At 57.2% G+C, this 23328-nt stretch carries 23 protein-coding genes; 7 read left to right on the top strand and 16 right to left on the bottom strand.

The features are described from left to right. The first annotated feature begins 106 nt into the window (after positions 1-106). Both PLU01S_RS03090 and PLU01S_RS03085 read left to right on the top strand, forming a co-directional pair. Positions 107-1849, top strand: coding sequence for a ClcB-like voltage-gated chloride channel protein (locus PLU01S_RS03090; RefSeq protein WP_083397823.1), 1743 nt, complete (start codon positions 107-109; stop codon positions 1847-1849). Between the two features lie 207 nt (positions 1850-2056). Beyond that, a complete protein-coding gene (locus PLU01S_RS03085) occupies positions 2057-2626 on the top strand; it encodes an HD domain-containing protein (RefSeq protein WP_010795822.1) in 570 nt (189 codons plus the stop codon). Positions 2627-2628: 2 nt separating this feature from the next. Here the strand turns inward: PLU01S_RS03085 and PLU01S_RS03080 are convergent, their stop codons facing one another. Further along, the gene (locus tag PLU01S_RS03080) at positions 2629-4572 is read right to left on the bottom strand and encodes a PAS domain S-box protein (RefSeq protein WP_074822011.1); all 1944 of its coding nucleotides are present in this window, start codon (positions 4570-4572) and stop codon (positions 2629-2631) included. A 178-nt stretch (positions 4573-4750) separates the two neighbouring features. Here PLU01S_RS03080 and PLU01S_RS03075 point away from each other — a divergent pair, with 178 nt between their 5' ends. Continuing rightward, a complete protein-coding gene (locus tag PLU01S_RS03075; RefSeq protein ID WP_173869035.1) occupies positions 4751-6100 on the top strand; it encodes a cation:proton antiporter in 1350 nt (449 codons plus the stop codon). Positions 6101-6115: 15 nt separating this feature from the next. Here the strand turns inward: PLU01S_RS03075 and PLU01S_RS03070 are convergent, their stop codons facing one another. The 4 genes from PLU01S_RS03070 to PLU01S_RS03055 all read right to left on the bottom strand — a co-directional run bounded on the left by PLU01S_RS03070 (position 6116) and on the right by PLU01S_RS03055 (position 9458). Continuing rightward, complete coding sequence (locus PLU01S_RS03070; RefSeq protein WP_074822007.1) at positions 6116-6478, bottom strand: response regulator; 363 nt, start codon at positions 6476-6478, stop codon at positions 6116-6118. A gap of 27 nt (positions 6479-6505) precedes the next feature. Continuing rightward, positions 6506-7948 (bottom strand): ATPase domain-containing protein, encoded by a 1443-nt coding sequence (locus PLU01S_RS03065; protein ID WP_074822606.1) that lies wholly within the window; start codon positions 7946-7948, stop codon positions 6506-6508. Between the two features lie 231 nt (positions 7949-8179). Further along, the gene (locus PLU01S_RS03060) at positions 8180-8818 is read right to left on the bottom strand and encodes a peroxiredoxin (RefSeq protein WP_010795827.1); all 639 of its coding nucleotides are present in this window, start codon (positions 8816-8818) and stop codon (positions 8180-8182) included. Positions 8819-8876: 58 nt separating this feature from the next. Then, on the bottom strand, positions 8877-9458 hold the full coding sequence (locus PLU01S_RS03055; RefSeq protein ID WP_074822006.1) for an alpha/beta hydrolase: 582 nt from the start codon (positions 9456-9458) through the stop codon (positions 8877-8879). 274 nt (positions 9459-9732) lie between these two features. Between PLU01S_RS03055 and PLU01S_RS03050 the strand changes: the two genes are divergently transcribed. After that, positions 9733-9906 carry a con-10 family general stress protein gene (locus PLU01S_RS03050; RefSeq protein ID WP_010795829.1) on the top strand — a complete coding sequence of 58 codons (174 nt, stop codon included), beginning with the start codon at positions 9733-9735 and terminating at the stop codon, positions 9904-9906. Between the two features lie 683 nt (positions 9907-10589). On the opposite strand, the gene PLU01S_RS03045 is transcribed toward PLU01S_RS03050, so the two are convergent. Both PLU01S_RS03045 and PLU01S_RS03040 read right to left on the bottom strand, forming a co-directional pair. Continuing rightward, on the bottom strand, positions 10590-10856 hold the full coding sequence (locus PLU01S_RS03045) for a hypothetical protein (RefSeq protein ID WP_074822004.1): 267 nt from the start codon (positions 10854-10856) through the stop codon (positions 10590-10592). A gap of 54 nt (positions 10857-10910) precedes the next feature. Next, entirely contained in the window at positions 10911-11120 is a 210-nt protein-coding gene (locus tag PLU01S_RS03040; RefSeq protein ID WP_074822001.1) for a cold-shock protein, read from the bottom strand. A gap of 530 nt (positions 11121-11650) precedes the next feature. Here PLU01S_RS03040 and PLU01S_RS03035 point away from each other — a divergent pair. Continuing rightward, a complete protein-coding gene (locus PLU01S_RS03035; protein WP_010795833.1) occupies positions 11651-11860 on the top strand; it encodes a cold-shock protein in 210 nt (69 codons plus the stop codon). 116 nt (positions 11861-11976) lie between these two features. Here PLU01S_RS03035 and PLU01S_RS03030 read toward each other — a convergent pair whose 3' ends face one another. Together PLU01S_RS03030 and PLU01S_RS03025 are read right to left on the bottom strand one after the other, a co-directional pair. Further along, positions 11977-12327, bottom strand: coding sequence for a DUF3509 domain-containing protein (locus PLU01S_RS03030; RefSeq protein ID WP_074821998.1), 351 nt, complete (start codon positions 12325-12327; stop codon positions 11977-11979). 80 nt (positions 12328-12407) lie between these two features. Beyond that, a complete protein-coding gene (locus PLU01S_RS03025; RefSeq protein ID WP_010795836.1) occupies positions 12408-12626 on the bottom strand; it encodes a cold-shock protein in 219 nt (72 codons plus the stop codon). Positions 12627-12980: 354 nt separating this feature from the next. Between PLU01S_RS03025 and trhA the strand changes: the two genes are divergently transcribed. Continuing rightward, positions 12981-13598 (top strand): PAQR family membrane homeostasis protein TrhA, encoded by a 618-nt coding sequence (gene trhA / locus PLU01S_RS03020; RefSeq protein ID WP_074821997.1) that lies wholly within the window; start codon positions 12981-12983, stop codon positions 13596-13598. A gap of 251 nt (positions 13599-13849) precedes the next feature. Next, on the top strand, positions 13850-17992 hold the full coding sequence (locus tag PLU01S_RS03015; RefSeq protein WP_074821994.1) for a CheR family methyltransferase: 4143 nt from the start codon (positions 13850-13852) through the stop codon (positions 17990-17992). Between the two features lie 82 nt (positions 17993-18074). Here PLU01S_RS03015 and PLU01S_RS03010 read toward each other — a convergent pair whose 3' ends face one another. From PLU01S_RS03010 to PLU01S_RS02985, 7 genes are all read right to left on the bottom strand, one after another. Beyond that, complete coding sequence (locus PLU01S_RS03010) at positions 18075-18290, bottom strand: TOBE domain-containing protein (protein ID WP_010795839.1); 216 nt, start codon at positions 18288-18290, stop codon at positions 18075-18077. A 19-nt stretch (positions 18291-18309) separates the two neighbouring features. Next, on the bottom strand, positions 18310-19113 hold the full coding sequence (gene ssuB / locus PLU01S_RS03005; RefSeq protein ID WP_074821990.1) for an aliphatic sulfonates ABC transporter ATP-binding protein: 804 nt from the start codon (positions 19111-19113) through the stop codon (positions 18310-18312). Next, positions 19110-19901, bottom strand: a complete 792-nt coding sequence (gene ssuC / locus PLU01S_RS03000) for an aliphatic sulfonate ABC transporter permease SsuC (RefSeq protein ID WP_010795841.1) — start codon at positions 19899-19901, stop codon at positions 19110-19112. Before ssuC ends, ssuB begins: the two co-directional genes overlap by 4 nt. Positions 19902-19910: 9 nt before the next feature. Next, positions 19911-21074: an FMNH2-dependent alkanesulfonate monooxygenase gene (ssuD, locus tag PLU01S_RS02995; protein WP_074821989.1), complete on the bottom strand. Its 1164-nt coding sequence runs from the start codon at positions 21072-21074 to the stop codon at positions 19911-19913. A 68-nt stretch (positions 21075-21142) separates the two neighbouring features. Beyond that, the gene (locus tag PLU01S_RS25625) at positions 21143-21283 is read right to left on the bottom strand and encodes a hypothetical protein (RefSeq protein ID WP_010795843.1); all 141 of its coding nucleotides are present in this window, start codon (positions 21281-21283) and stop codon (positions 21143-21145) included. Next, entirely contained in the window at positions 21280-22269 is a 990-nt protein-coding gene (locus PLU01S_RS02990; RefSeq protein WP_074821985.1) for an aliphatic sulfonate ABC transporter substrate-binding protein, read from the bottom strand. The genes PLU01S_RS25625 and PLU01S_RS02990 overlap by 4 nt, the downstream gene beginning before the upstream one ends. Further along, entirely contained in the window at positions 22266-23240 is a 975-nt protein-coding gene (locus PLU01S_RS02985; protein ID WP_074821982.1) for a sulfonate ABC transporter substrate-binding protein, read from the bottom strand. Before PLU01S_RS02985 ends, PLU01S_RS02990 begins: the two co-directional genes overlap by 4 nt. Positions 23241-23328 lie beyond the last annotated feature (88 nt).

Raw genomic sequence — 23328 nt, 5'->3', positions numbered from 1 at the left:
TCGCAGCCAGCATCAATCAGGACGCTTTTGCCATCACAGGGGGATAGCCCTTGCGCAACGCATGGTCCATGATCCGAACAGCATTTCTTGTGGCTTCGGATTGTTTATGAGGGTCATCACCCGGCTGGTATCGTCCTTTCGTCAAACCTGGCAGCACCTGAGCGAACGACTCGGCAATACTGAAAACCTGAGTACCCTGCTCTGGGCCATCCCGATCGGGATCGTCGGGGCGCTGGTCACGCTGGGCTTTCGCCATGCGATTGACCTCATCCATCTCGCGGCCTTCGGCAAAACGGCCGATGTGGTCGAGCTGGCCCAATCCAGCGAATGGTACATGCGCCTGATCGTGCCCACACTGGGCGGCATCGTGGCGGGCTTCCTGCTCCTGCTCAGCCGCCGCTACACCAAGGCTACAGCGCATTCGGACTATATGGAGGCCATCACCCTCGGCGATGGTCGCATCCCGGTTCGGCAGACGCTGGCACGCAGTTCATCTTCACTGTGCTCGATTGCCACCGGCTCCTCTATCGGACAAGAAGGCCCCATGGTGCAGCTGGCCGCCCTCTGCGCCTCTTTGGTGGGTCGCTTTCGCACGATTTCACCCGAGCAGATGCGGACCTTGGTCGCATGCGGGGCCGCAGCCGGGATCACCTCCGTGTACAACGCTCCGATTGCCGGCGCCTTCTTCGTGGCGGAGATCGTATTGGGCTCCATCGTGGCGGAGCGCATGCCTCCGCTGATCATGGCGTCCGTGGTAGCCAACCTCACCATGCGCTCGCTGCCGGGGTATCACTCGATCTACAGCGTACCGCTGTTCGAGCCCCTGAGCCTGTCGCAAGACCTGATGTTCATCCTGCTGGGTATTCTGCTCGGCGCGCTGGCCCCGCTCTTTCTCTGGCTGCTAGAACACTCGCGCAAGCGAATCGACCAGATTCACCTGCCGCTGCCCGTCAAGCTGGGGTGCGGCGGCCTCGTGGTCGGCCTGATTTCAGTCTTCTATCCACAGACCTGGGGTAACGGCTATAGCGTCATCAATGACTTCATCAACCACCCATGGCCCTGGACAGCCGTGGCGGCTCTGCTGGTCTTCAAGGTCCTGGCGACAACCGCCTCAGCCGGTACGGGAACGGTAGGCGGCATCTTCACGCCGACCCTGTTTGTCGGCGCCGCCATGGGTGTGCTGTTTGCCAGCCTGGTCGAGCATCTCGCCCCTACCCTGCATGCGCCAACCTTTACCTATGTCGTGGTCGGCATGGGCGCGTTTCTCGCTGCCACCAGCCGGGCGCCGCTCATGGCAATCCTCATGGTGTTCGAGATGACGCTGAGCTATGACATCGTGCTGCCGTTGCTGCTGTGCGTGGTGGCTGGCTACTACATCAGTGGCGCGTTCTCGCCCCGCTCCATGTACGCCGTGACCGCCAAAAATAACGAACTCTGGAAAGCCCGTAACCAGACGCGCAACCTTAAGGTTAAAGCCATTCTTAACGAGGGCGCGCAAACCGTACCAGCATCAGCCACGCTGGAAGAAGTGCTGCAAACGTTCCGCGAGCAGATCGTCAAGTTTGTGTACGTAATCGACGAAAATGGCCTGCTGGTCAAGATCGTCGCGCTGCGAGACCTCAACAGAGCCCAGGCGGCTGGAACACTTGATGCCAACCTGCTCGCCAGAGACCTGCCGGGTCATACGCTTCCCCTGCTGCACCCCTACGATAACCTCACGGTTGCCCTGGAAGCTTTCCTGAACCATCCCGGCGAACGCCTGCCAGTAGTAGAAAGCCAGGCCTGCCCCAGGCTTTTGGGCTATATATCGAAAAGTCAGGTCCTGGCGCACCTGAAGCTGTATTTATAAGGCGGGTTTTGCAGGGTATCGCCCCGGTGGCAATTCCCTGCTGTCTCTTGCGTCAGGCTTTAATGCGGGAAGACCCAATCTTCTCTCACCTTTTCGCCTTTGTGCTGTCCAAACCATCATCTATCGAGCGTCCCGCGCCGCGCCTGCACATTCAGGCCCTGCGCACTCGATTCGTTGTATTGATTCACCCTGACAGGAGTGGCCTGCATGACACTAAGCGAATTAATGGGAACACTCCGCTTTCTCAAGGATGCCGAGATGCTGAAGGATACCCTTCGCACCGCCTATACCCGCTCGGGAAAGCAGGAGAGCACCGCGGAACACACCTGGCGGCTATGCCTCATGGCCATGGTGTACGAAGACGAACTCCAAGGCATCGACTTTGCCAAGCTGCTGAAAATCTGCCTTATCCATGACCTGGGCGAAGCCATCAGCGGTGATATTCCGGCCGTGCTACAGCGACCGGGCCTGAGCAAGTCCGGGCAGGAACGCCAGGACTTGCAAACCCTGCTGGCCTCGCTCCCCGCGGAGCGTCAGGAACGTTTTCTGGCGTTGTGGGACGAGTACGAGAACGGCTCCTCTCCAGAGGCCAAGCTTGCCAAGGGCCTGGATAAGCTCGAGACTATTCTCCAGCACAACCAAGGCTTGAATCCGCCAGACTTCGACTATGGCTTCAACCTGAACTACGGCCGCCAATACACCTCCGCACACCCGTTGCTGGCTGCCATCCGTGAGCAGCTGGATGAAGAAACCGAGCGCAGAACAGTCGCTCACTAGGCTTACATGAGATGAAACCGGGCCTTGCCGGCCCGTTTTGCCTCATACATGGCCGTGTCGGCAGTCTTGATAAGGTCGTCCGCCGAGAGGGCGGAGCCCGGCGTGTAGAGCGTGATGCCAATACTGGCACTTACTCTGGCCTCGTAGTCTCCCAGCCAGATCGGCGCCTGAATCTTTTCAAGCAGAAGGCTGGCCAGACGACACGCATCACTTGCGCCATCCACAAGCCCTTCCAGCATGACCGTGAACTCATCGCCGCCCAAGCGGATGACTTCATCGGACTTGCGGACGCCCTCTTGCAAGCGCTTTGCGATTTCACGCAGCAGCGCATCGCCGGCATCATGTCCCCGGGCATCGTTGACGGCCTTGAAACCATCCAGATCGAGAAAGAGTAGCGCCAGATCCACCTTGTTCCGCTCAGCTCGCGTAATGGCCTTGGGCAAGACGTCCATCAGGGCACGACGATTCAATAGTCCCGTCAGTGCATCATGGCGCGCTTCGTATTCACGTCTTGCTTCAGCCGCCTTGCGCTCGGAAATATCGTGCAGGAAAGCGCTGAAAAAGGACTGCCCCTCTACATTCAGAGCCCGGATACGCACCTCGACCGGAATATCAGACCCATCACGCCGTATGGCAGGCAGTTCCAGGCGCTGGTTGAGCACCTTAGCCTCACCGGTCGACAAATAACGGGCCATTCCCACCCGATGCGCTTCGCGCAGGGCGGGCGGAATAATCATGTCACTCAACGGCTGGCCCAGGGCTTCTTCCACCGTCCAGCCAAAGGTTTCGACTGCCTGACGATTCCAGGCTGTGACAATCCCCGCCTCGTCAATACGGACATAGGCATCATTAATACGGACATAGGCATCATTGGCATGCTCGATCACGCTGCTGAGTTCTGCCTCACGCCGACGAAGCGCATGCTCAGACTGTAGCTGGTGCGCCATTGCCTGAGATAGCTGCTCATTGGCACGTTGAAGCTCATGGGTTCGAAGCACTACACGCTGCTCCAGATCCTCCTTCAGAGCCGCCAGGGCCTCTTCGGCTTCCTTGCGCGCATGAACATCGATAATGATCGCAACGATGCTGCTGGCATTGCCGTCGTGATCCTCCAGACGGCTTACACTCAGCCGGACCCATACAGGCTCGCCCTGCTTATTGAGCGCCCGCCGTTCAAGGTCGATGGCGTCGATCCTGCCGGTACTGAGCCACTCGGCCAACTGCCTGAACTCCTCCAGGTCGTCCGGATGAATAAGCTCCCAGAACGTCAGCGTTTGCAGCTCCTCGCGGCTGTAACCAAGGATGCGGCAGAGCGCATCGTTGATATCGATCCACCGATCATTCCTGCCTACCAGAGGGATGCCTACGGCAGCCCGTTCGAAAATGGCGCGAAACCGCGCCTCACGTGTCTCGAACACCGCTTTCGACCGTTTGACGTGACGGCGGGCCAGCAGGGTTGTTTCGCGCAGCTGAACCTCATGACAGACCAGGGCGGCCAAGTCGTTGAGCGCCTCAAGCTCCTCTGCCTCCAGCCTGCGCGGCGTTGTGTCCATGACACACAATGCACCGAGCGCCAGTCCTTCGATACTCGTGATGGGGATCCCGGCATAAAAGCGAATATGCTTGCCACCCTTGACGAGATGATGGTTTTTAAACCGCTCATCCAGCTTTGTGTCTTCGATAAAGATAGCCTGCTGCGCCAATACCGTATGAGCGCAGAAAGAGGACTCCCGACTGGTTTCCACGATATCCAGGCCAATCTGGGACTTGAACCATTGCCGCTTGTCATCCACCAGCGAGATATAGGCGATGGGCATACCCAGTGTACGTACCGCCAGCCGGGTAATCCGGTCGAAAAAAGGCTCGGCAGGCGAATCCATCAGCTCAAGCGCATTCAGGACGCGCAAGCGCTCGGTTTCGTAGGAAGGATCGGCTGCTGGCAACATGGCAATGGTCAGGCTAAAGCGGGACTATTTCATAGTCTGACAGATAAGCAGCCGTTTCTGCTCATGGTTTCGTCAGGCCACAGTATGTCATTGATAGCGTTTTGATCCGATAACCTGAACCAGTACGCCTTGTCATGTCTCGAACCATAACGTTTCAGTATCAGGTATCCATGAGCGCATGACTTTCATTCAATGGGCAGGCGTACTCAGTACGTTACTGCTGGTTCTGGCCTTGGCATCGGCCTACCTTCGCTGGCTTCCTGTCACTACATCCGTCGTTTGCCTGGCATTTGGCATTGCTATTGGCCCGCTGGGGCTGGGCCTCTGGCAGGAAAGCTTTCAGGACGTGGCCCCCTGGATGGAGCATCTGACGGAAGTTGCCGTTCTGATCTCTCTGTTCGTGACCGGACTCAAACTGCGATTACCCCTGACAGACCCGGCCTGGCGCGGTGCCTATATGCTGGCCGGACCGATCATGCTGTGCTGTATTACCGGCAGTACCCTGGTCTGTCATTACCTGTTTGGTCTCAACTGGGGCACCTCCCTTCTCATCGGCGCGGCACTGGCCCCTACTGACCCGGTCCTGGCCGGGCTCGTCCAGGTCGTTCATGCCCGGGACTTCGACCGGGTGCGCTACTCGCTGTCCGGTGAGGCAGGCCTCAACGATGGCACGGCCTTTCCGTTTGTTGCCCTGGCCCTGCTGGTCATGCACCACGATAGCGTACAGGCCGACTGGCTGGGTGAATGGGTTCTGCATCGCCTGCTCTGGGCCGTGCCTGCAGGCCTTCTGATCGGCTACACCCTGGGGCGGTTGATGGGACGATTCTCCATTTACCTGCGGATCAAGCACCGCGATAGCGTCATCTCTCCCAATGACTTTCTTGCACTGGCCCTGATAGGTCTGGCCTATGTACTGGCCGATCTGGTCGGCGCCTGGGGCTTTCTTGCCGTGTTTGCAGCGGGCGTGGGGTTGCGTCGAGTGGAGGTCTCATCCTCCGGCCACGCCAAGATTCCAGCCGAGGAGCAGACCCAGCCGGTACTGGGCCACATGACCGGATCGGTCGTACAGGCCAATCAGCTCGACCAGGACAAACTGAGCAGCCCCACCGTGGCAGCCGGCGTACTGATGGGTGACATGCTGGCCTTTGGCAACCTGCTGGAACGCTCCCTGGAAGTGTTGCTGGTCACGCTGCTGGGCGTATTGCTCTACCCCCACTGGGATTGGCGCGCGGCAGGGCTGGCGCTGATATTGTTCTGCGTGATCCGCCCTTTAAGCGTGTACTTGCTGATGGGTCGACGTTGGGCGACCCCTGCCCAGCGCACACTGATCGGCTGGTTCGGCATACGAGGGATCGGCAGCCTGTACTACCTGAGTTATGCCCTGAACCACGGCCTTACGGAAGGCTCACTCAAGGACAGTATCGACATCACTTTGACCGTCGTGACTATCAGCATCCTGCTGCACGGAGTCACTACCCAGCCCTTGCTGGATCGCTATGAGCGTAAACATGCGAAAGAACAGGCATGAGCTAGCGCGCGGGGCTTATACCGTGTCGGTAAGTGCTTTGACCGTGTCGATGACTTTGAAGACGTCGAAAGGCTTTTCGAAGATGGCATTGAACAGATGCTGGTTCTGCTGAGCGATATGCGCCTGCGCACCGGTGGTCAGGATGATGGGTATCGCCTTGAGATCGGGATGGTCGTGAATGGCCTGGGCCAACTCCATGCCATTCATCAAGGGCATCATGAAATCCGTAATGACCAGCGCAGGCTGCTCGCGCAGCAAGGCATCCAGCGCCTTTTGGCCATTGCTGGCCGTTTTGACCTGGAACCCGGCATCCTCAAGCGCGAACGAGAGAATTTCTGCGATTAAAAACTCATCATCGACCACCAGAATCGTCGTCATGTATTTACCTTCCCTGTAATGACGACATCAGCCCTGACTGTTCGACGTTGCTGAGCCTGAAAGAACCATCTCCGCATTTCTGAAAGCCTTAGCTAAATCAATACCACTATCACTGATAACAATTTCACGAAGTGACGGGTCGAAGTGGCTGTCCCGCACCTTCAATATGGAAATGACCCGCTTGAGTTCGGCATTCAATTCCGCATAGCGCATCATGAACAGATTGTCTGTAATGCCTGACAGTTCAGGCGCAGGCGCGTGAATATCCGACCCGAAGAGGTCTTTCATCTCCCACGTGCCATACACTGTGACACCCATAGACCTGAGCTGGTTGGTGAGCGCGGTAAAGAATTCCATGAGTCGATCCTCCTTGCTGGCCATGCGAGCAATGGCGCCGAGGCTGTCAATCAATAACCGCCTGGCCTTCAATCGGCGGACCTCATCAATAATCTGATGGCCTACTTTATCCAGCTGCAACTCAACCGTTGGCTGCCAATGAATATGTACAGCGCCGCTATCGATCAGGCCGCCCAGATCCAGCCCTATACTGCGTGCCTTGATGCGGAGCCGGTCTGGCGTCTCGTAAAACCCGAAGATCAGGCCGGGTTCCTCTAGAGAGGACTGGGCAATAAAGCTCAGGCCCATGGAGGTTTTGCCGCTGCCTGACGGCCCCATCAGCAAGGAGATGGAGGATTGACTAAGGCCTCCTGCAAGCATCTGGTCAAAACTGGTCAGCCCTGTGCCGACTCGGCGCTCATCAATCTGTTCCGGACGATAAGGCGTGTTGTAGACAGCCTCGAGCCTTGGATAGACCACAAACCCATCTTCAGTGATCTGATACTCATGCAGCCCGGCAATCGCAGGGCTACCACGCGTCTTGCGCAGGCTCATGCGACGAATGGAGCGCACGCCACGAATCTCCTCGCCCACGTCCAGCACACCGTCGACCATGGTCAACTCGGGGCTGCCGTCATCGAGACGTGAGCTGGTCAGGAACAGAACCGTACAATTGGCAAAGGCGGCATGGGCCTGCAATTCGGCAATAAATCGCTTCGTGTCCAAAGGCGTTTCGGCTCTGGAGCGGGCATTGAGCAGTCCATCGACCACCAGCAGCGTCGCCTTTTGTCGGGAGATCTCCCGGCGCAGCAGCTTGACGACCGGCTCCAGCCCTTCCTGCTCCATGGTGTCGAACGCACTAAGGTATTGGATATCACCGCCGATCTGGCTGTGATCGAAAAAGCTGAGCGTGGAAAGAAACTGGAACATCCGCTCATGGGATTCGGACAACAACGTGGCGAACAGGACACGCTCACCCTTGCGCACATGGTTGAAGGCAATCTGATTGGCCAGAATTGTCTTGCCGGAACCCGGACGGCCCTGAATGACATATGACGCGCCGGCCACAAAGCCGCCCCGTAATAAGGTATCCAGCCCCTCGATTCCACTTTCCAGGCGCGTTAGTTGCTTCAATTCGATTGGCCCTGCCAGAGAGTAAAAGATCATTGATCGACCACACCGTGGCGGTCTGAACAGGTCGACAAGACTATGGCTCAGCGCCTGAAATATCCAGATGAATGCTTCGGAGAGAGGCCCAGGGTACTTATCAGAGATGACAAATGAGCAGGAGTTCTCAGACGGCAACGCCTGGGGCACCACGCCTGTAGAGACGGGAGCGGTAGCTGCCGCTCCCTGAGGAGAATGTTACTTGTCTGGCTGAGGCGTCATGCGCAGGTAGGGGCGCAGCGCCTGATAGCCTTTCGGGAAGCGCTGCTTGATCTCGTCTTCATCCTTGAGCGAAGGCACGATCACCACATCGCCACCCTGCTCCCAGTTGGCTGGCGTAGCCACCTTATGGTTATCGGTCAGCTGCAGCGAATCGATCACCCGCAGGATCTCATTGAAGTTACGTCCCGTGCTGGCGGGGTACGTGATGATCAGCCGGACCTTTTTGTTCGGGTCGATGACAAACAACGAGCGAACCGTCAGCGAGTCGTTCGCGTTCGGATGGATCATGTCGTACAGGCCCGACACTTTCCGATCTTCATCGGCAATGATGGGAAAGTTGACGGTGGTCTTCTGAGTGTCGTTGATGTCATCGATCCAGCGGCGGTGAGAATCGGCCGGATCGACCGACAGGGCAATGACCTTGACGTTTCGGGCTGCGAATTCGTCCTTCAGCTTGGCCGTGAACCCAAGCTCTGTCGTACAGACGGGCGTGAAATCGGCCGGGTGCGAGAACAGCACGCCCCAGCTATCGCCCAGCCACTCGTGAAAACGAATACGGCCTTCGCTGGAATCCTGTTCGAAATCGGGTGCTATATCGCCCAATCTAAGGCTCATGGTGATCCTCCTGTATCGGTTCAAGGGGCCACCTGCCTGGACAGATGGTCCGGATAAGTTAAGCCCGGTATCGTGACGTTCGCTCGATTTGATGCTGCAGCTGGTACAGGAATGTGAAACCGTCCTCCCAGCGTTCATGACCGGACTTCACATTGATGTGACCGACATCGGTCAGGATCGTTGAGGCGGCGCCCCAGATATTCGCCAGATAACGCGCGCGCTCCGGTGTGGCAGCGGGGTCGTTTCCGGAGCCGACAAGCAGCGCCGGAAACGGCAGAGCCTGCCGAGGCAATGGCGCAAAATTCTTTAGCGGCGCGGGACAGGCCGGTCGCTCGACGTCTGCAGGTGCAACCAGCAACGCACCGACTACACGCTGTCTTGTTTCAGGGTCGGCCTGCTCGGCCCAATGGGCCACGGTTGCACAGCCCAGGCTGTGGGCGATCAGGATAACCGGAGCGTGGCAGGCCTTCAGGCTGCGCTCCAGTTCATCCACCCATTCCTGACGTTGCGGCATGAACCAATCCTTTTGCTCTACCCGAGAGCAATCAGGCAGAACACGCTGCCAGTGGCTTTGCCAATGGTTGTCAGGCGAGCCCTGCCAACCGGGAACAATCAGGTACTGTATCGGAGTGGTGCCCATGGCGATGCCTCTACAGGAGTCATGCCAGCAGTGTACGCACGCCTAAAATACGCATAAAGAATAAGTAATAATTTATTTATTCTTTAATGGAATAAGTCTTGTTCCTCGACAAGCTGCCGCGCTTTGGCCTGGATGATTACGCCCCCTATGCCATTGGTCTTCTTTCTTACCATCAGCCCGTAATATCTGAACTCCCGGCGGATATCCCTCTCCTTACCTAGGAAGGCTGTTGATCATCAATAGCCGAATCAGGGGTTCCCCCTGGAGAATTCAAATGACTGCTAAAAACGACAACCCAGGAAATTTTGCCAACGACCGCGAAAAAGCCTCCGAAGCAGGCAAGAAAGGGGGTCAGAACAGCGGCGGTAACTTTGCCAACGATCGGGAGAAGGCCTCTGAAGCAGGCAAAAAAGGTGGCCAGAACAGCCATGGCGGCGGCCGCAGCTAGCAGCTTAGTGGTTGAGCGGAGGCCCAGCTTCCGCTCAAGCTCTGTTTTCAGGCGCTGCTGAAGACACTTCTTACCGTTTGAGTAAATCCACGCTTTTACCAACCTCTAATACCCCTCTTTGATCGTCACCCTCCCTGACATGACCTGATCGCTCGCTTCAGACGTATCTGCCTGAGCGATAGAAAGAGCCTGCTCTTTGGAGTATTTCGGCCTCCAGAGAAGAGCTCAAGCGCATGAGGGTCTGGCATAGCCTCTCTAAAATAGAGCTACACAGAGACATCTGCCTTAAGCGTGTAAAAGTAATAACCTGATGAGGGCAATTGGGAATTGCAGGAGGGCTTATGAATTAAATGGGCAGAACAGACACACCGATAACCAGAGCTTAAAAAACAATATCGGTAAATTCATCTTCCTATGGTTTGCACAATAGCGGCATCGCTGAACTCTTCCATCCGCAACAATTTCAGCGAAGCGAGGAACGCATGAGCCTGATGTTCATGGCGAAATTCAATAGACGGCCGCTGGGATTCAGTACACATAGCCGGTATGTTTCTTTCCTGCCATACCACCGTGACCAACTTTCCTCGTAATGAACAGCTATGTAGCGTTCTTCCGTCACTGGTCTTGATTGTCCAGGCAGTCATGAAGTACCTGTATAGTTAATGAATAACCGTTGCGCCTCGTTAAACTTTGGCCAGACTATTCTTTCTTCGAATATCAAACTGATTATCTATTTCACGCTTGATACCCGTCACCCACACTTGCGCCTCACCCTGGCTCATTTGATAAGGTGAACTATCTCGTCTAGCTTCTAGAATGGTAATACCGCTTTGCTGATTGAAGATGCGTACGGCGAAGCCTTTTTCGCTCTCTTCCAGCACTTGGAAACCCAAGGGCAGAAACTGCGACTTCATATAGGTGAGAACAGGGGCTGATACGTCAGTCGACATGAATTTTCCTTACGCTAATAAACGTGAAAAACCCCGGCTTGGCGGGGCCTTATGTTAACGCTCTCTGACCTGTCCCGCTTCGAAGCCCTTAGGCCCTACGATCAGTTGATAACTCACAAGCTGGCCTTCATTCGGGCCTCTGAAGCTTCGGCTTTCAAAAGAGTTCGTATGAATGAAAAGGTCTGGTCCTTCTTGCGGAGTAATAAAGCCAAACCCTTTATCTTCACTAAACCACTTGATGGTGCCTTGATGTCTGATGGACATGATTTTTCTCCTGGGTATATGAATCACGGCAGCCTTTGAAATGCGCCGAGACTGCACCTAACGGGCAGAGGAACCGAGGAGATGATTTCAGACAGGCCATCAAGTCAGCATCGCGGTGACAATTAGCTATACAGTAAGACCACTGTACTCTCTTTCACGTCCATGTGTTGCTTTTATACTGAACCTAGACGGACGGAATAAATAAAAACAGATATGACTATTACTACTCCATTATTTATGCTTCCCAAATATTATAGGTCAGCCATTTATTTGGTCTAACACCCTGATTTTATTAGGCAAGTGTTATTTAAATCGTTTTTAGCAGAGAAAAATAATCGAGAAAATAAAAATAAAGGTATACAAGAGCTGAAAAAAGCGTATTGTGATCTCACTGCTTTGCAACTGCTACTTCGATACCTGGCTTGATGTTCTGTTTTTCGTTTCATCTCCTCGGCTCGTTTTACTTTCGCACCTCAGTCTCGGCCTGAATGTTTCAGCGCCGCAGCCTTATTTTACCCTGGAGATACATCATGTCTGGTCGTCAAAATGGCACCGTCAAATGGTTCAACGATGAAAAAGGTTTTGGTTTTATCACTCCTGAGAGTGGTCCGGACCTGTTCGTCCATTATCGCTCGATCGAAAGTTCAGGCTTCAAGAGCCTGAGCGAAGGTCAAGCAGTGTCCTTCGTGGCCGTCAAAGGTCAGAAAGGCATGCAAGCTGATCAGGTTCAAGTCGCTTAAGACACCTGATCCAAAAAAGCCCCGCACTGCGGGGCTTTTTTATTGCCTTGGAAAATAGCCTGCCAACCGATTCGCCCAAGGCATACCCCGTGAGCATGCCTGCACCTGGACAATGATCAGGTAGGCACGGGCCCATCCGGTGATATAAACGGCTTTGTAAAACCCGGTGCTAAGGGTGCCAATGCCCACTCACTGCGGAATCGGCTGAGGTACACCATGTTGCTGCGGGTGGCGGCTTTTCGGTTCATTTTCCCAGCCATAACCGCGAGCTGCGTCTTGATACCATCAATAACCGTATGTAACCGCTCCTGATCATCCAGATCGGCTGCGGAAATCACACGTATGGCCACCACATCCTTGTTTTGCGTTGAAAACGTTAGCGTCAGACTGCCATCAGGTCGAACGGCTGAAATGACGGGCTGGTTAACCTCAAATGAGGATGACAGGGTCTTGAGATACGCCTTCATGTGAAACACCTCGCCGAGCAGAATGGTAGATATTGGCAGCCAGCGCTGCGTTTATGGCTCCAGAAGCCAGTGCGAGGCACCTAGAGTGCCTCGACATGTTCAGCCTGCATGCCCTTCCCTAATTTGCCTTCAGCGGCAATGTAGGAAACCGGCTGGCCCGCGATCAGCTGCTTGACCGCATGACCACCGTTGACCGACTTGTGGTGCACAAACAATTCAGGCCCCTGGGCCTGAACAATGAAGCCATACCCTTTGACACGGTCGAACCATTTGACGGTACCGGTTTGACGATCAGACATGAAAGGCTCCTGGATAAGGTAGGCCGCAGGGAAACATCCCGTGCGAGCCGAGGCGGCAGTGATCCAAAGAGAGGCTGGGGTGTAGATAAAACACCCTCAAGGGGTCATGGCAGCATGATAGCAACGTAGTTACTTCACCATAGGCGCATTCGGCCTGGGGTGTGCGGCTATTTAGGTGTGCGGCGACGGGTGGGAATCCTTGCTCTGCCATGCGATCAAAGCGACAAACTGTTCAGCACAGCGGCAGGCCTGATTGAGCACGTATAGAAAGCCCATGCCAGACGGGTTCTTATCGCTGATGCAGGCGCAGGCGCGGTACTGATATGAACCGAAGGCATTCAGCCTGGGAGAACTATGTACTACGGAGAGCGATTCAACGCCTGGACGCACCTGATCGGCGCAGCCCTGGCATTCATGGGTGCGGTATGGCTACTGGTACGGGCCACCCTGGACGGCTCACCAGCCAAGGTCATCAGCATCATTATTTATGGCGTCACGCTGGTGCTGCTCTATAGCGCCTCGACGATTTACCACAGTGTGCAAGGCCGTGCGAAAACGGTCATGCGCAAGATGGATCACCTCTCCATCTACCTGTTGATTGCTGGCAGCTACACGCCGTTCTGCCTGGTGACATTGAAAGGCCCCTGGGGCTGGACGCTGTTCGCCATCGTCTGGGGGCTGGCGGTCATCGGTATGCTGCAGGAGATCAAACCCCGTTCCGAGGCCCGCGTTCTGTCTGTCGTGATTTATGCCGTGATGGGCTGGATCGTTCTGGTCGCGGTCAATCCATTGCTGGCGTCGCTGGGCGCGGCAGGCTTTACCTGGCTGGTCACGGGGGGTTGCCTTTATACGTTGGGGATCGTTTTCTTCGCGTTCGATCACCGTTTTCGCCACTGGCATGGCATCTGGCACTTATTCGTTATGGGGGGCAGCCTGCTGCACTTTATTACCATCGCCCTGTATGTGGTGTGATACCTTCAATTCAGTAGTATTGAGCGAACACAGGTATCAGGCCGGAGCCAAGCCATTTGTCTGCTACTGAAAAAGACCTGAATCAGACGCTATGCTTGAAGGTCTTTGCTCATAGCATTGTTGCTACTTTTGAGCGCTGTCTTGGACACTATAAAAGCTTTAACAGGTTTGCCTGACAGTACTCCTGCGCAAGGCTTGCTACTTACATTTCGCCTCACCCATAGGCGACCCGCTGGATCGTACGGGATTATATGAACACCACTACCCAACCATCGGTTCCTGACAATCAGAAGAACCTGACTCGCAGCGATATTGATTTTCCGGTGGTAGGTATCGGCGCCTCGGCAGGAGGGCTGCAAGCCCTTCTGAAGTTCTTTGAACACATGCGCAGCGATAGCAACATGGCGTTTGTGGTCATTATGCACCTGTCGCCCAAGCACACGAGCGCGGCTGACCGCATCCTGCAAAACGTAACCAAGATGCCGGTCATTCAGGTCACAAGCCCTATCCCTGTCGAAAAGAATCACGTCTATGTAATACCGCCGGGCAAAGACCTCAGCATGAACGACAGTTACCTGCGCCTGGGAGAACCACAGCGTACCCGCGGGGATCAGGTAGCAATCGATTTGTTCTTTCGGACACTGGCCGATGTTCATCGGAGCAAGGCCATTGGTATCGTGCTATCGGGTGCCGGAGCCGATGGCTCGGTGGGGCTTGCCCGGGTAAAGGAGCAAGGCGGTATTACCTTTGCCCAGTCCCCGCAAGATGCTGAATATGACTCGATGCCTAACAGCGCCATTTCTACCGGTGCGGTGGACATCGTCCTGCCTGTGGTTGAAATGCCACAAAAGTTGCTGGAAGTCGCTGCCAATCTGGTAAATATCCAGATACCGATCAACGATCCCCGTGAAGAGAACGAGCCGCAGATCGATCCTCAGATCAGGAATCGAACGAATCAGCTGGCCCTTCGGGATATCCTGACGCTGCTGCTAACGCGCACCGGCCATAACTTCAAGCAATACAAGACCGCCACCATATTGCGCCGTATCGAACGGCGCATGCAGGTCAACTCCATCCCGGACATGAGCAGTTATGCAACATTTCTGCATGACCATGTCGAGGAAACGCCCTCCCTGCTCAAAGACATGCTGATAGGCGTGACCAATTTCTTTCGGGATCGCGAAGCCTTCGAGGCGCTTGAGCGAGACATTATTCCCGACCTGTTCGAGCAGTTCGCTGCGACAGAGAGCGAAGACGGTGAAATGCGGATATGGTCTGCTGCCTGTTCGACAGGTGAAGAAGCCTATTCCCTGGCCATGCTGTTCACCGAACAGGCTGAGCTAAGAGGCTCGCCTGCCAAAGTCCAGGTGTTTGCAAGCGATATCGACAATCAGGCACTGGCCACAGGGCGTGCAGGCCTATACCCACAAGCCATTGTCACGGACGTTCCTCCGCCCCGTCTGCGCCAGCATTTTACGAAAGAGCAGATCCATTACCGGATCAAGAAAGAGCTTCGCGAGCGGGTGTTGTTTGCGGCGCATAACCTGTTGAGCGACCCCCCTTTTTCCCGGCTGGACCTGATCTGCTGCCGCAACCTGCTGATTTATCTGGACCGTGAAGTGCAGAGTGAAATCCTGCAAACGTTTCACTTTGCGTTGAAGCCAGGGGGCTATCTTTTTCTAGGCAGCTCCGAATCAGCCGACATGTGCAGCAACCTGTTTACGACAGTCGATAAAAAGAACCGTATCTATCAGGCCAAAAACACGGCCGGGATCCTTCGGTCCCGCCCGGTACTGCAACTCAGCACAGGCTATCCAGCGGTACAATTGCCCCAACATCAGGGGAGCCGCAGCAAGAAGGTTTCTTTTGCCGAAGTGCATCGCCGGGTACTGGAGCAGTATGCGCCACCCAGCGTAATCGTCGATCACGAATCGAACATTGTGCACATGTCGGACCGTGCCGGGCGGTTCCTGCGCTATGTGGGCGGCGAGCCGTCTCACAACTTGCCAACCCTGGTACTACCCGAACTGCGCGTTGAATTGCGGACTGCGCTCTTCCAGGCGATACAGTCCAATAAGAGCGTCGAGGCACGGCGGGTGCGAATCACCCGTGACGATCGGACGTATTACATCAACATGGTCGTGCGCCCCTTCCGCGACGATGAGGCCAACAGCGATTTCATGCTGGTGATCTTCGATGAAGTCGAGGATGTGATGAGCATGGAGTCCAGCACACCGCATACCGAAGCCAAGGACAGTGTACTCACCCAGCTCGAAGCGGAGCTGCACCGCACCAAGGAGCAATTGCAGCTCACCATCGAACACTCCGAAACCTCCACTGAAGAACTCAAGGCATCCAACGAGGAGCTTCAGGCCATCAATGAAGAGTTGCGGTCGGCCACCGAGGAGCTGGAGACCAGCAAGGAAGAGTTGCAGTCGATCAACGAAGAGTTGATTACCGTCAACGCTGAACTCAAGAGTAAAATTGAAGAGACCGGCAAGATCAATGACGATCTCCAAAACCTGATCACCTCGACGGATATCGCCACGGTATTCGTGGACCGTCGCATGCGTATCAAATGGTTCACGCCCCGAGCAACCGAGTTGTTCAACATCATCGCCAACGATGCCGGGCGTTCATTACTCGATATCACGCATCGGCTGGACTATGACGAACTGGCTGAGGACGCGACCCGGGTCTTCGAATCCCTGCATTTGATCGAGCGCGAAATCCGCGCCTCGAATGGGCATTGGTATCTGGCCAGAATGCTGCCCTACCGCACGGCGGATGATCGAATAGAAGGCGCGGTACTCACCTTTATCGATGTAACCGGGCGACGCGAAGCTGAAGAGCAGGTACGCGCCAGTGAAAACCACATGAAGCTGGTGGCACAAAGCGTCAGTGACTACGCCATTATCACCATGGATCAGAACGGACTCATCACCACCTGGAACCATGGCGCCGAAATCATGTTCGGGTATTCCGAGGCGGAGGTGGCCGGGCACTGCATCGAGACCATCTTCACGCCTGAAGAGCGAGCCAAGGGCATACACCTTGAGGAGCTTAGAATTGCCCGGGAGAAAGGCCATTCCCTTGATAAACGCTGGCATCAGCGCAAGGATGGCAGCCGCTTGTATTGCAGTGGTGTCACCTACCCTATGCGGGATACCGAGCTACGCGGCTATGCCAAAATTGCCCAGGACACCACAGAAGAGTATCAACGTGCCTGCGAGAGGGACGATCAACTGGTCCGCTCGGAAACCAGCAGCCAGCTCAAGGACGAGTTTTTTGCCGTCATGTCCCATGAGCTGAAGCATCCGCTGAACCTCATCCAGCTGAACGTTGAATTGATTGCCCGTGCGCCTTCGGTTCGTGCCTCCGCCGCCACACTGCGCGCCGCCGAAACGATCCAGCGCTCGGTACGCAGTCAGGCCCAGATCATTGATGATTTGCTCGATTTCTCGCGTGTGCGAACCGGTAAGCTCAAGCTCGATCGCACGATAGTAGATGTTGTCAGCCTGCTGCAGGAAATTGCCAATGTCCTGCGGCCTACGGCAGTTGCCGAGTCTATCCGCCTGGAGGGTCCCAATGTGTCCGAGCAGCCCTTGCTGATCGAGGCGGACCGCACCCGGATGGAACAGATCGTATGGAATCTGCTTAACAATGCGGTGAAGTTCACGCCTGCTGGCGGCACCGTTACGCTTCGCCTGAGCGAAGAAGACGGTAGTATCCGGCTGGATGTCATCGATACCGGGCAAGGCATTGCGCCTGAGTTTCTACCCAGAGTATTCGATATGTTTGGTCAGGCCGAAATGCACAATACGGCGCGCGCCCGGCATGGCCTGGGCATTGGCCTGGCCTTGGTAAAGCAGTTGGTCGAAGCTCATAACGGCCGGATCGAAGCCGAATCGGCCGGTTTGGGCCAAGGCTCACGCTTTACGGTCTGGATACCGAAATGCAGCCACAACGAGGCAACTGGCGAGTGTATCGACGCCTGCTCGGAGGCGGGACAACTGCAGGGGCTCAAGCTGCTGCTGGTGGATGATTCCGAAGACATTGTCGAAACCATGCAAATGCTGCTGGAAAGCGAAGGGGCCGAGGTTACACCGGCCTGCAGCGGTGAGCAGGGACTGGCACTTGCCAAAGAGCAGGTCTTTGATCTGATCCTGTCCGATATCGGCATGCCGGGCATGGATGGACACGAGCTGATGATTGCGTTGCGTCAGGACAGTCTCAACCAGCAGACGCCAGCGATTGCCTTGACGGGTTACGGCAGCAAGGCGGACATCGACAAGGCTATGCAGGCGGGCTTTGATGCTCATTTAAGCAAGCCCATCCAGTTCGATACGCTTATCCAGCACACGCTTGAAACGGTCAATCGGCGGCGGTCTTAAAAAGAGCCCGCCTCGCGGCGGGCTAAAGGTGCCTTATAGGGGAATAACTACAGGCAGCGTGACGTGGATGACCGCGTGGCAATCAGAGTTTGGCGATCGAGACCTCCGTGGACTTCACGAAGGCAATCACCTCGCTGCCGACCACCAGCTCCAGCTCCTTGACCGAGCGCGTGGTGATCACGGAGGTAACGATCCCGGCAGCGGTTTGTACGTCAATTTCGGAAAGCACCGACCCTTCGATGATTTCCTTGATGGTGCCTTTGAACTGGTTACGAACGTTGATGGCTTTAATGGTCATGGTTGTGCTCCTCAAGTGATCAAAGTGCCCAGCGCAGTTGCGTGGGTTGGTAGTCGGTGTCGTGATGGTCGGGCAGTGAAGGTTGGGCCAGTACGCGGGCCAGCACCTCGGCCTCCAGAGCGGCAAGCCCGGCCGAGCCGCGGTTGCGCGGACGCGACAGATTGATGTCGAGGTCCAGGCCGACCCGGCCCTCCTCGATCAGCAGCACGCGATCCGCCATGGCTACGGCCTCGCCCACGTCGTGCGTGACCAGCAGGACGGTGAACCCATGCTGCTGCCAGAGACGCTCGATCAACTGCTGCATCTCGATGCGGGTCAGGGCGTCCAGCGCACCCAAGGGCTCATCCAGCAGCAACAGGCGCGGCTCATGAATCAGGGCCCGCGCCAAGGCCACACGCTGCTTCTGTCCACCCGACAGCGCAGCCGGCCATTCATGGGCACGCTCAGCCAGCCCCACGGCGTCCAGCGCCTCTAGTGCCTTCTGCCGCCAATGGCCTTTGAGGCCCAGGCCGACGTTATCGATGATGCGTTTCCAGGGCAGCAGGCGGGCATCCTGAAACATAAGACGGGTCGCCTCCTGATGCCGGGCAAGCGGCTCCTTGCCCGCCAGCAGTTGCCCGCCGGTCGGCTTATCCAGTCCGGCCACCAGCCGCAGCAAGGTGCTCTTGCCGCAACCGCTGCGCCCCACCACGGCCACAAACTGACCGGAGGGGATTGTCAGGTCGATTCCCTGAAGGACGTCGCGCTCACCGAACCGCTTGCCGACCCCTTCCAGGGTCAGGGCTGTTCCCCGCTTGTAAGGGAGACTGTGCAAGGCCGTCATGCTGCACCTCCTGTTTTCTGATAGGCCGGATGCCAGCGCAGCCATGCGCGCTCAAGGCCGCGGGCCGCAAGATCCGCCAGCTTGCCGAGGACGGCATACAGCACGATCGCCAGAACCACGATGTCGGTTTGCAGGAACTCACGGGCGTTCATGGCGAGGTAACCGATGCCGGAACTGGCCGAGATGGTCTCCGCCACGATCAGGGTCAGCCACATCAACCCAAGCGCAAAGCGCACCCCCACCAGGATCGACGGCAGCGCCCCGGGCAACACGACCTGCGTGAACAATCGATAGCCAGAGAGCCCGTAGCTGCGCGCCATTTCCACCAGGGCCGGATCGACGTTGCGAATGCCATGATAGGTATTGAGGTAGATCGGGAAAAACGTACCCAGGGCGACCAGGAAGATCTTGGCCGACTCGTCGATCCCGAACCACAGGATGACCAGCGGGATCAGCGCCAGGTGCGGTACGTTGCGGACCATCTGCACGGAGCTGTCGAGCAAACGCTCGCCCCAGGTCGAAAGCCCTGTGATAAAGCCCAGAAGCAGACCGATACCACCTCCGATAGCAAAGCCGATACTGGCGCGCCAGCTGCTGATGGCGAGGTGTTGCCAGAGCTCGCCACTGCGCACCAGGCTCCAGCCTGCCTCCAACACTGCACTGGGTGCCGGCAGGATACGGCTGGACAAGAGGCCGGTTTCCACAGCCACCTGCCACCCGGTCAGGAGCAGCACGGGCAGCACCCAGGGCGCTACGCGTTGCAGGGAGGTGTTGATCGTATGATTCATACCGCCTCCTCAGCTCTGCGCGGCATACTTCGTGGTTGAGGATGGCACGATGTCGTTGGCCACGATCTCGCCGAAGGGGCTGATGTTATTGGCACCCGCCGGCTGCTCGGGTCGGCTGAGCGGCAGGTGCGGGAACAGGAGTTCGGCCACGCGGTAGGACTCCTCCAGGTGCGGATAGCCGGACAGGATGAAGGTATCGATGCCCAGTTCGGCATACTCCTTCATCCGCTGGGCCACCGTAGGGCCGTCACCGACCAGGGCAGTCCCTGCTCCGCCACGCACAAGCCCTACACCGGCCCAGAGGTTGGGCGCGATTTCCAGCTTGTCACGCCGTCCGCCGTGCAGCGCAGCCATGCGTTGCTGACCAACCGAATCGAACCGCGCAAACGAAGCCTGGGCCTTGGCGATGGTGGCATCATCCAGATTGGCGATGAGCCGGTCGGCCGCCTTCCAGGCCTCTTCATTCGTTTCACGGACAATTACATGCAGACGGATACCGAAGCGAACAGTACGGCCATGACGGGCCGCCTTTTCACGTACGGACTCGATCTTCTCGCGCACCGCCTCAAGCGGTTCACCCCAGGTCAGGTACAGCTCGACCTGCTCGGCAGCCAGCTCCTGGGCAGGCTCGGAGGAGCCTCCAAAGTACAGTGGCGGACGCGGCTGTTGCAGCGGCGGATAAAGCAGCTTGGCGCCCTTGACCTTGATGTGCTTGCCGTCAAAGTCGACCGTCTCGCCTTCCAGCACGCGACGCCAGATATGGGTGAACTCTTCCGAGGCCTCGTAGCGCTCCTCATGGCTCAGGAACAACCCATCTCCGGCCAGCTCTTCCGGGTCGCCGCCGGTCACGAGGTTGAACAGCGCCCGCCCGCCGGACAGGCGATCGAGCGTAGCGGCCTGACGAGCAGCAACGGTGGGTGAAATGATGCCGGGGCGCAGCGCTACCAGGAATTTGAGTCGCTGGGTCACAGGGATCAGCGAGGCCGCCACCAGCCAGGAGTCCTCGCAGCTGCGGCCGGTAGGAATTAGTACGCCGCCAAACCCGAGGCGGTCCGCCGCCTGGGCGATCTGTTGCAGGTAGCCGTGGTCAACGGCGCGGGCGCCCTCTGCTGTGCCGAGGTAATGGCCGTCGCCGTGTGTTGGTAGAAACCAGAAAACGTTGAGATTGCTCATGTACAGTGCTCCGTCAGATGGAAATCTGGGTCAATTCGAATGTGGGCTTCAGGGTGCTTTCAGCGGCATCAGCCGTGGGCACCAGGGGCAAGGGCTGCACATGGGCGTCGACAAAGGCACACCATGACGCGCGCCATCGCCTGATCCATCCCATTCAGGTAGCGCTCGACCAGACGGCTGGCGATCGTAGGCAGGGGCTTGGTATTCATGGCGTCACCTCGGTGTTGGTTTGGCGTTGCGCAGTAACCGGTACGGCGGGCGTCGCAACGTCGGCCACGCGTATCGGCTTGGGAATCAGGCGGTTCTGGTAGAACAGGTCAGCGGTTTGCTGCTGGTTTTCGATGTCCCTGGCGGTAATCGAGCTGATGGGTAAATCCGGGCGGTGGCTGAAATACGAGGCCACCACAGCCCGCGGCAGTCCCAGCTGACGCGTCATGATCTCAATGCTGCCCTCGGGGCTGGCACGTGTGAGCGCTTCAGCCTGATTCAGCGCATCGAAGATCTGTGGAATGAGGCCCGGATTGCGCTCGGCAAACGGGCGGGCCGCCAAGTAGAAGGAGCCCGAATTGGAGAGCCCATTGCGGCCATCGGTCAGCACACGCACCTGACCGGTTAACAGCGCCGCCGAATAGAAGGGATCCCAGATGGCCCAGGCGTCCACGTTGCCCTGATCGAAGGCTGCACGGGCATCGGCAGGCGGCAGGTAGACCGGCTGGATATCGGTGTAGTTGAGGCCTGCCTGATTAAGCGCTCGAAGCAGCAGCGCATGGGAGCTGGAGCCTTTCTGGAAGGCTACCTTTTTCCCCTTGAGATCCGCCAGGGTGTGGATCGGGCTGTCCTTGCTCACCAGAATGACTTCGGCCAACGGCTTGGCGGGCTCGGTGCCAACATAGAGCAGATCGGCTCCGGCAGCCTGGGCGAAAATCGGTGGGATATCACCTGTCGCACCCAGGTCGATGCTGCCTGCGTTCAGGGCTTCGAGCAGCTGCGGCCCGGCCGGAAACTCCACATAACGAACCTGCGTGTTCGGGAAGCGCGTCTCCAGGAAGCGCTTCTCCCGCGCCACCACCAGATTCACGGCACTCTTCTGATAACCGATGCGCAACTCGGCGGGATCGGCCGAGGCGGTCTGGAACGCGAACGCTGCCAGCGTGCCGAGCAGGATCAGGCTGCGGGTTAGGAAAGCAGGCTTCATGGTTTTACCTCCGCGCGCTGGGCAAGGTTGGCAGGCGGTGTCCAGATCACGTCACGAACCGCCAGCGTTTTAGGAATCAGACGAATCTGCGTAAAGGCATCAGCGATCTTCTGCTGCGCGGTTACCACCTCGGGTGTAATGAACTGGGCCCCATAGCCCTGCCGCGCAACGACCGTACGGGCAATGTCTTCCGGCAAACCGAGCAACGGCGCGACCTGCTTGGCGACCTCCTCAGGATTTGCCTTTGCCCACTCCCCTACCGAGCGAACCTCGTCGACCAGCGTGGCAATGACTTGCGAGTGCTGTTGGGCGTAAGGGCGTGTTGAGAGGTAGAACTGGTGGTTGTCGACTAGCCCGGTACCGTCGGTAAGTGTGCGCGCCTGAAGCTGTTTTTCCGCAGCCGCCTGATACGGGTCCCAAATAACCCAGGCATCGGCGCTGCCGCGCTCAAAAGCGGCGCGGGCATCAGCCGGAGGCAGGTAGATTGGTTGGATGTCGCTGTATTTCAGGCCTGCCTTTTCCAGCGCGCGAACCAGCAGATAATGAACGTTGGAGCCCTTGTTCAGGACGATCTTCTTGCCCTTGAGATCGGCCAGCGTCTGGATGGAAGAATCCTTGGGCACCAGGATCGCTTCGCTGGTCGGCGCTGGCGGCTCATGGGCGACATATACGAGGTCAGCACCCGCCGCCTGAGCGAAAACGGGCGGGGTTTCACCAGTAACACCAAAGTCGATGCTGCCAACATTCAGCCCTTCCAGTAATTGGGGGCCGCCGGGAAATTCAGTCCATTGCACGGTAACGCCCTGCTCGGCCAGGCGCTTTTCCAGCGCGCCACGGGCCTTGAGCAGCACCAGCGTGCCGTATTTCTGATAGCCGACCCGTAAGGTTTCGGCGGCTTGAACGGTGGCATCGAGCGACAGGGCCAGCAGCAGCGCGGCAACCCATCTTCGATGCAAGGGTTTGACGCGCATCGCGTGCTCCTTGGCTTCGAGTGGTGTCCTGCCTGCTGCCCCGTTGTCGGGTCAGTAAGGTGGGTAATCTGTTCTCCCGTGTGGGAGT

This window comes from Pseudomonas luteola NBRC 103146 (genome assembly GCF_002091675.1).
GTDB lineage: Bacteria > Pseudomonadota > Gammaproteobacteria > Pseudomonadales > Pseudomonadaceae > Chryseomonas > Chryseomonas luteola.
Note: the sequence above shows the minus strand (reverse complement) of the source record. Positions and strands in the feature narration are given on the sequence as shown.

Excerpts from the sequence above, each read along its gene's own strand:
- PLU01S_RS03090 (WP_083397823.1), top strand. The coding sequence starts at position 107 with ATGAGGGTCATCACCCGGCTGGTATCGTCCTTTCGTCAAACCTGGCAG.
- PLU01S_RS03085 (WP_010795822.1), top strand. The coding sequence starts at position 2,057 with ATGACACTAAGCGAATTAATGGGAACACTCCGCTTTCTCAAGGATGCC.
- PLU01S_RS03080 (WP_074822011.1), bottom strand. The coding sequence starts at position 4,572 with ATGTTGCCAGCAGCCGATCCTTCCTACGAAACCGAGCGCTTGCGCGTC.
- PLU01S_RS03075 (WP_173869035.1), top strand. The coding sequence starts at position 4,751 with ATGACTTTCATTCAATGGGCAGGCGTACTCAGTACGTTACTGCTGGTT.
- PLU01S_RS03070 (WP_074822007.1), bottom strand. The coding sequence starts at position 6,478 with ATGACGACGATTCTGGTGGTCGATGATGAGTTTTTAATCGCAGAAATT.
- PLU01S_RS03060 (WP_010795827.1), bottom strand. The coding sequence starts at position 8,818 with ATGAGCCTTAGATTGGGCGATATAGCACCCGATTTCGAACAGGATTCC.
- PLU01S_RS03055 (WP_074822006.1), bottom strand. The coding sequence starts at position 9,458 with ATGGGCACCACTCCGATACAGTACCTGATTGTTCCCGGTTGGCAGGGC.
- PLU01S_RS03050 (WP_010795829.1), top strand. The coding sequence starts at position 9,733 with ATGACTGCTAAAAACGACAACCCAGGAAATTTTGCCAACGACCGCGAA.
- PLU01S_RS03045 (WP_074822004.1), bottom strand. The coding sequence starts at position 10,856 with ATGTCGACTGACGTATCAGCCCCTGTTCTCACCTATATGAAGTCGCAG.
- PLU01S_RS03040 (WP_074822001.1), bottom strand. The coding sequence starts at position 11,120 with ATGTCCATCAGACATCAAGGCACCATCAAGTGGTTTAGTGAAGATAAA.
- PLU01S_RS03035 (WP_010795833.1), top strand. The coding sequence starts at position 11,651 with ATGTCTGGTCGTCAAAATGGCACCGTCAAATGGTTCAACGATGAAAAA.
- PLU01S_RS03030 (WP_074821998.1), bottom strand. The coding sequence starts at position 12,327 with ATGAAGGCGTATCTCAAGACCCTGTCATCCTCATTTGAGGTTAACCAG.
- PLU01S_RS03025 (WP_010795836.1), bottom strand. The coding sequence starts at position 12,626 with ATGTCTGATCGTCAAACCGGTACCGTCAAATGGTTCGACCGTGTCAAA.
- trhA (WP_074821997.1), top strand. The coding sequence starts at position 12,981 with ATGTACTACGGAGAGCGATTCAACGCCTGGACGCACCTGATCGGCGCA.
- PLU01S_RS03015 (WP_074821994.1), top strand. The coding sequence starts at position 13,850 with ATGAACACCACTACCCAACCATCGGTTCCTGACAATCAGAAGAACCTG.
- PLU01S_RS03010 (WP_010795839.1), bottom strand. The coding sequence starts at position 18,290 with ATGACCATTAAAGCCATCAACGTTCGTAACCAGTTCAAAGGCACCATC.
- ssuB (WP_074821990.1), bottom strand. The coding sequence starts at position 19,113 with ATGACGGCCTTGCACAGTCTCCCTTACAAGCGGGGAACAGCCCTGACC.
- ssuC (WP_010795841.1), bottom strand. The coding sequence starts at position 19,901 with ATGAATCATACGATCAACACCTCCCTGCAACGCGTAGCGCCCTGGGTG.
- ssuD (WP_074821989.1), bottom strand. The coding sequence starts at position 21,074 with ATGAGCAATCTCAACGTTTTCTGGTTTCTACCAACACACGGCGACGGC.
- PLU01S_RS25625 (WP_010795843.1), bottom strand. The coding sequence starts at position 21,283 with ATGAATACCAAGCCCCTGCCTACGATCGCCAGCCGTCTGGTCGAGCGC.
- PLU01S_RS02990 (WP_074821985.1), bottom strand. The coding sequence starts at position 22,269 with ATGAAGCCTGCTTTCCTAACCCGCAGCCTGATCCTGCTCGGCACGCTG.
- PLU01S_RS02985 (WP_074821982.1), bottom strand. The coding sequence starts at position 23,240 with ATGCGCGTCAAACCCTTGCATCGAAGATGGGTTGCCGCGCTGCTGCTG.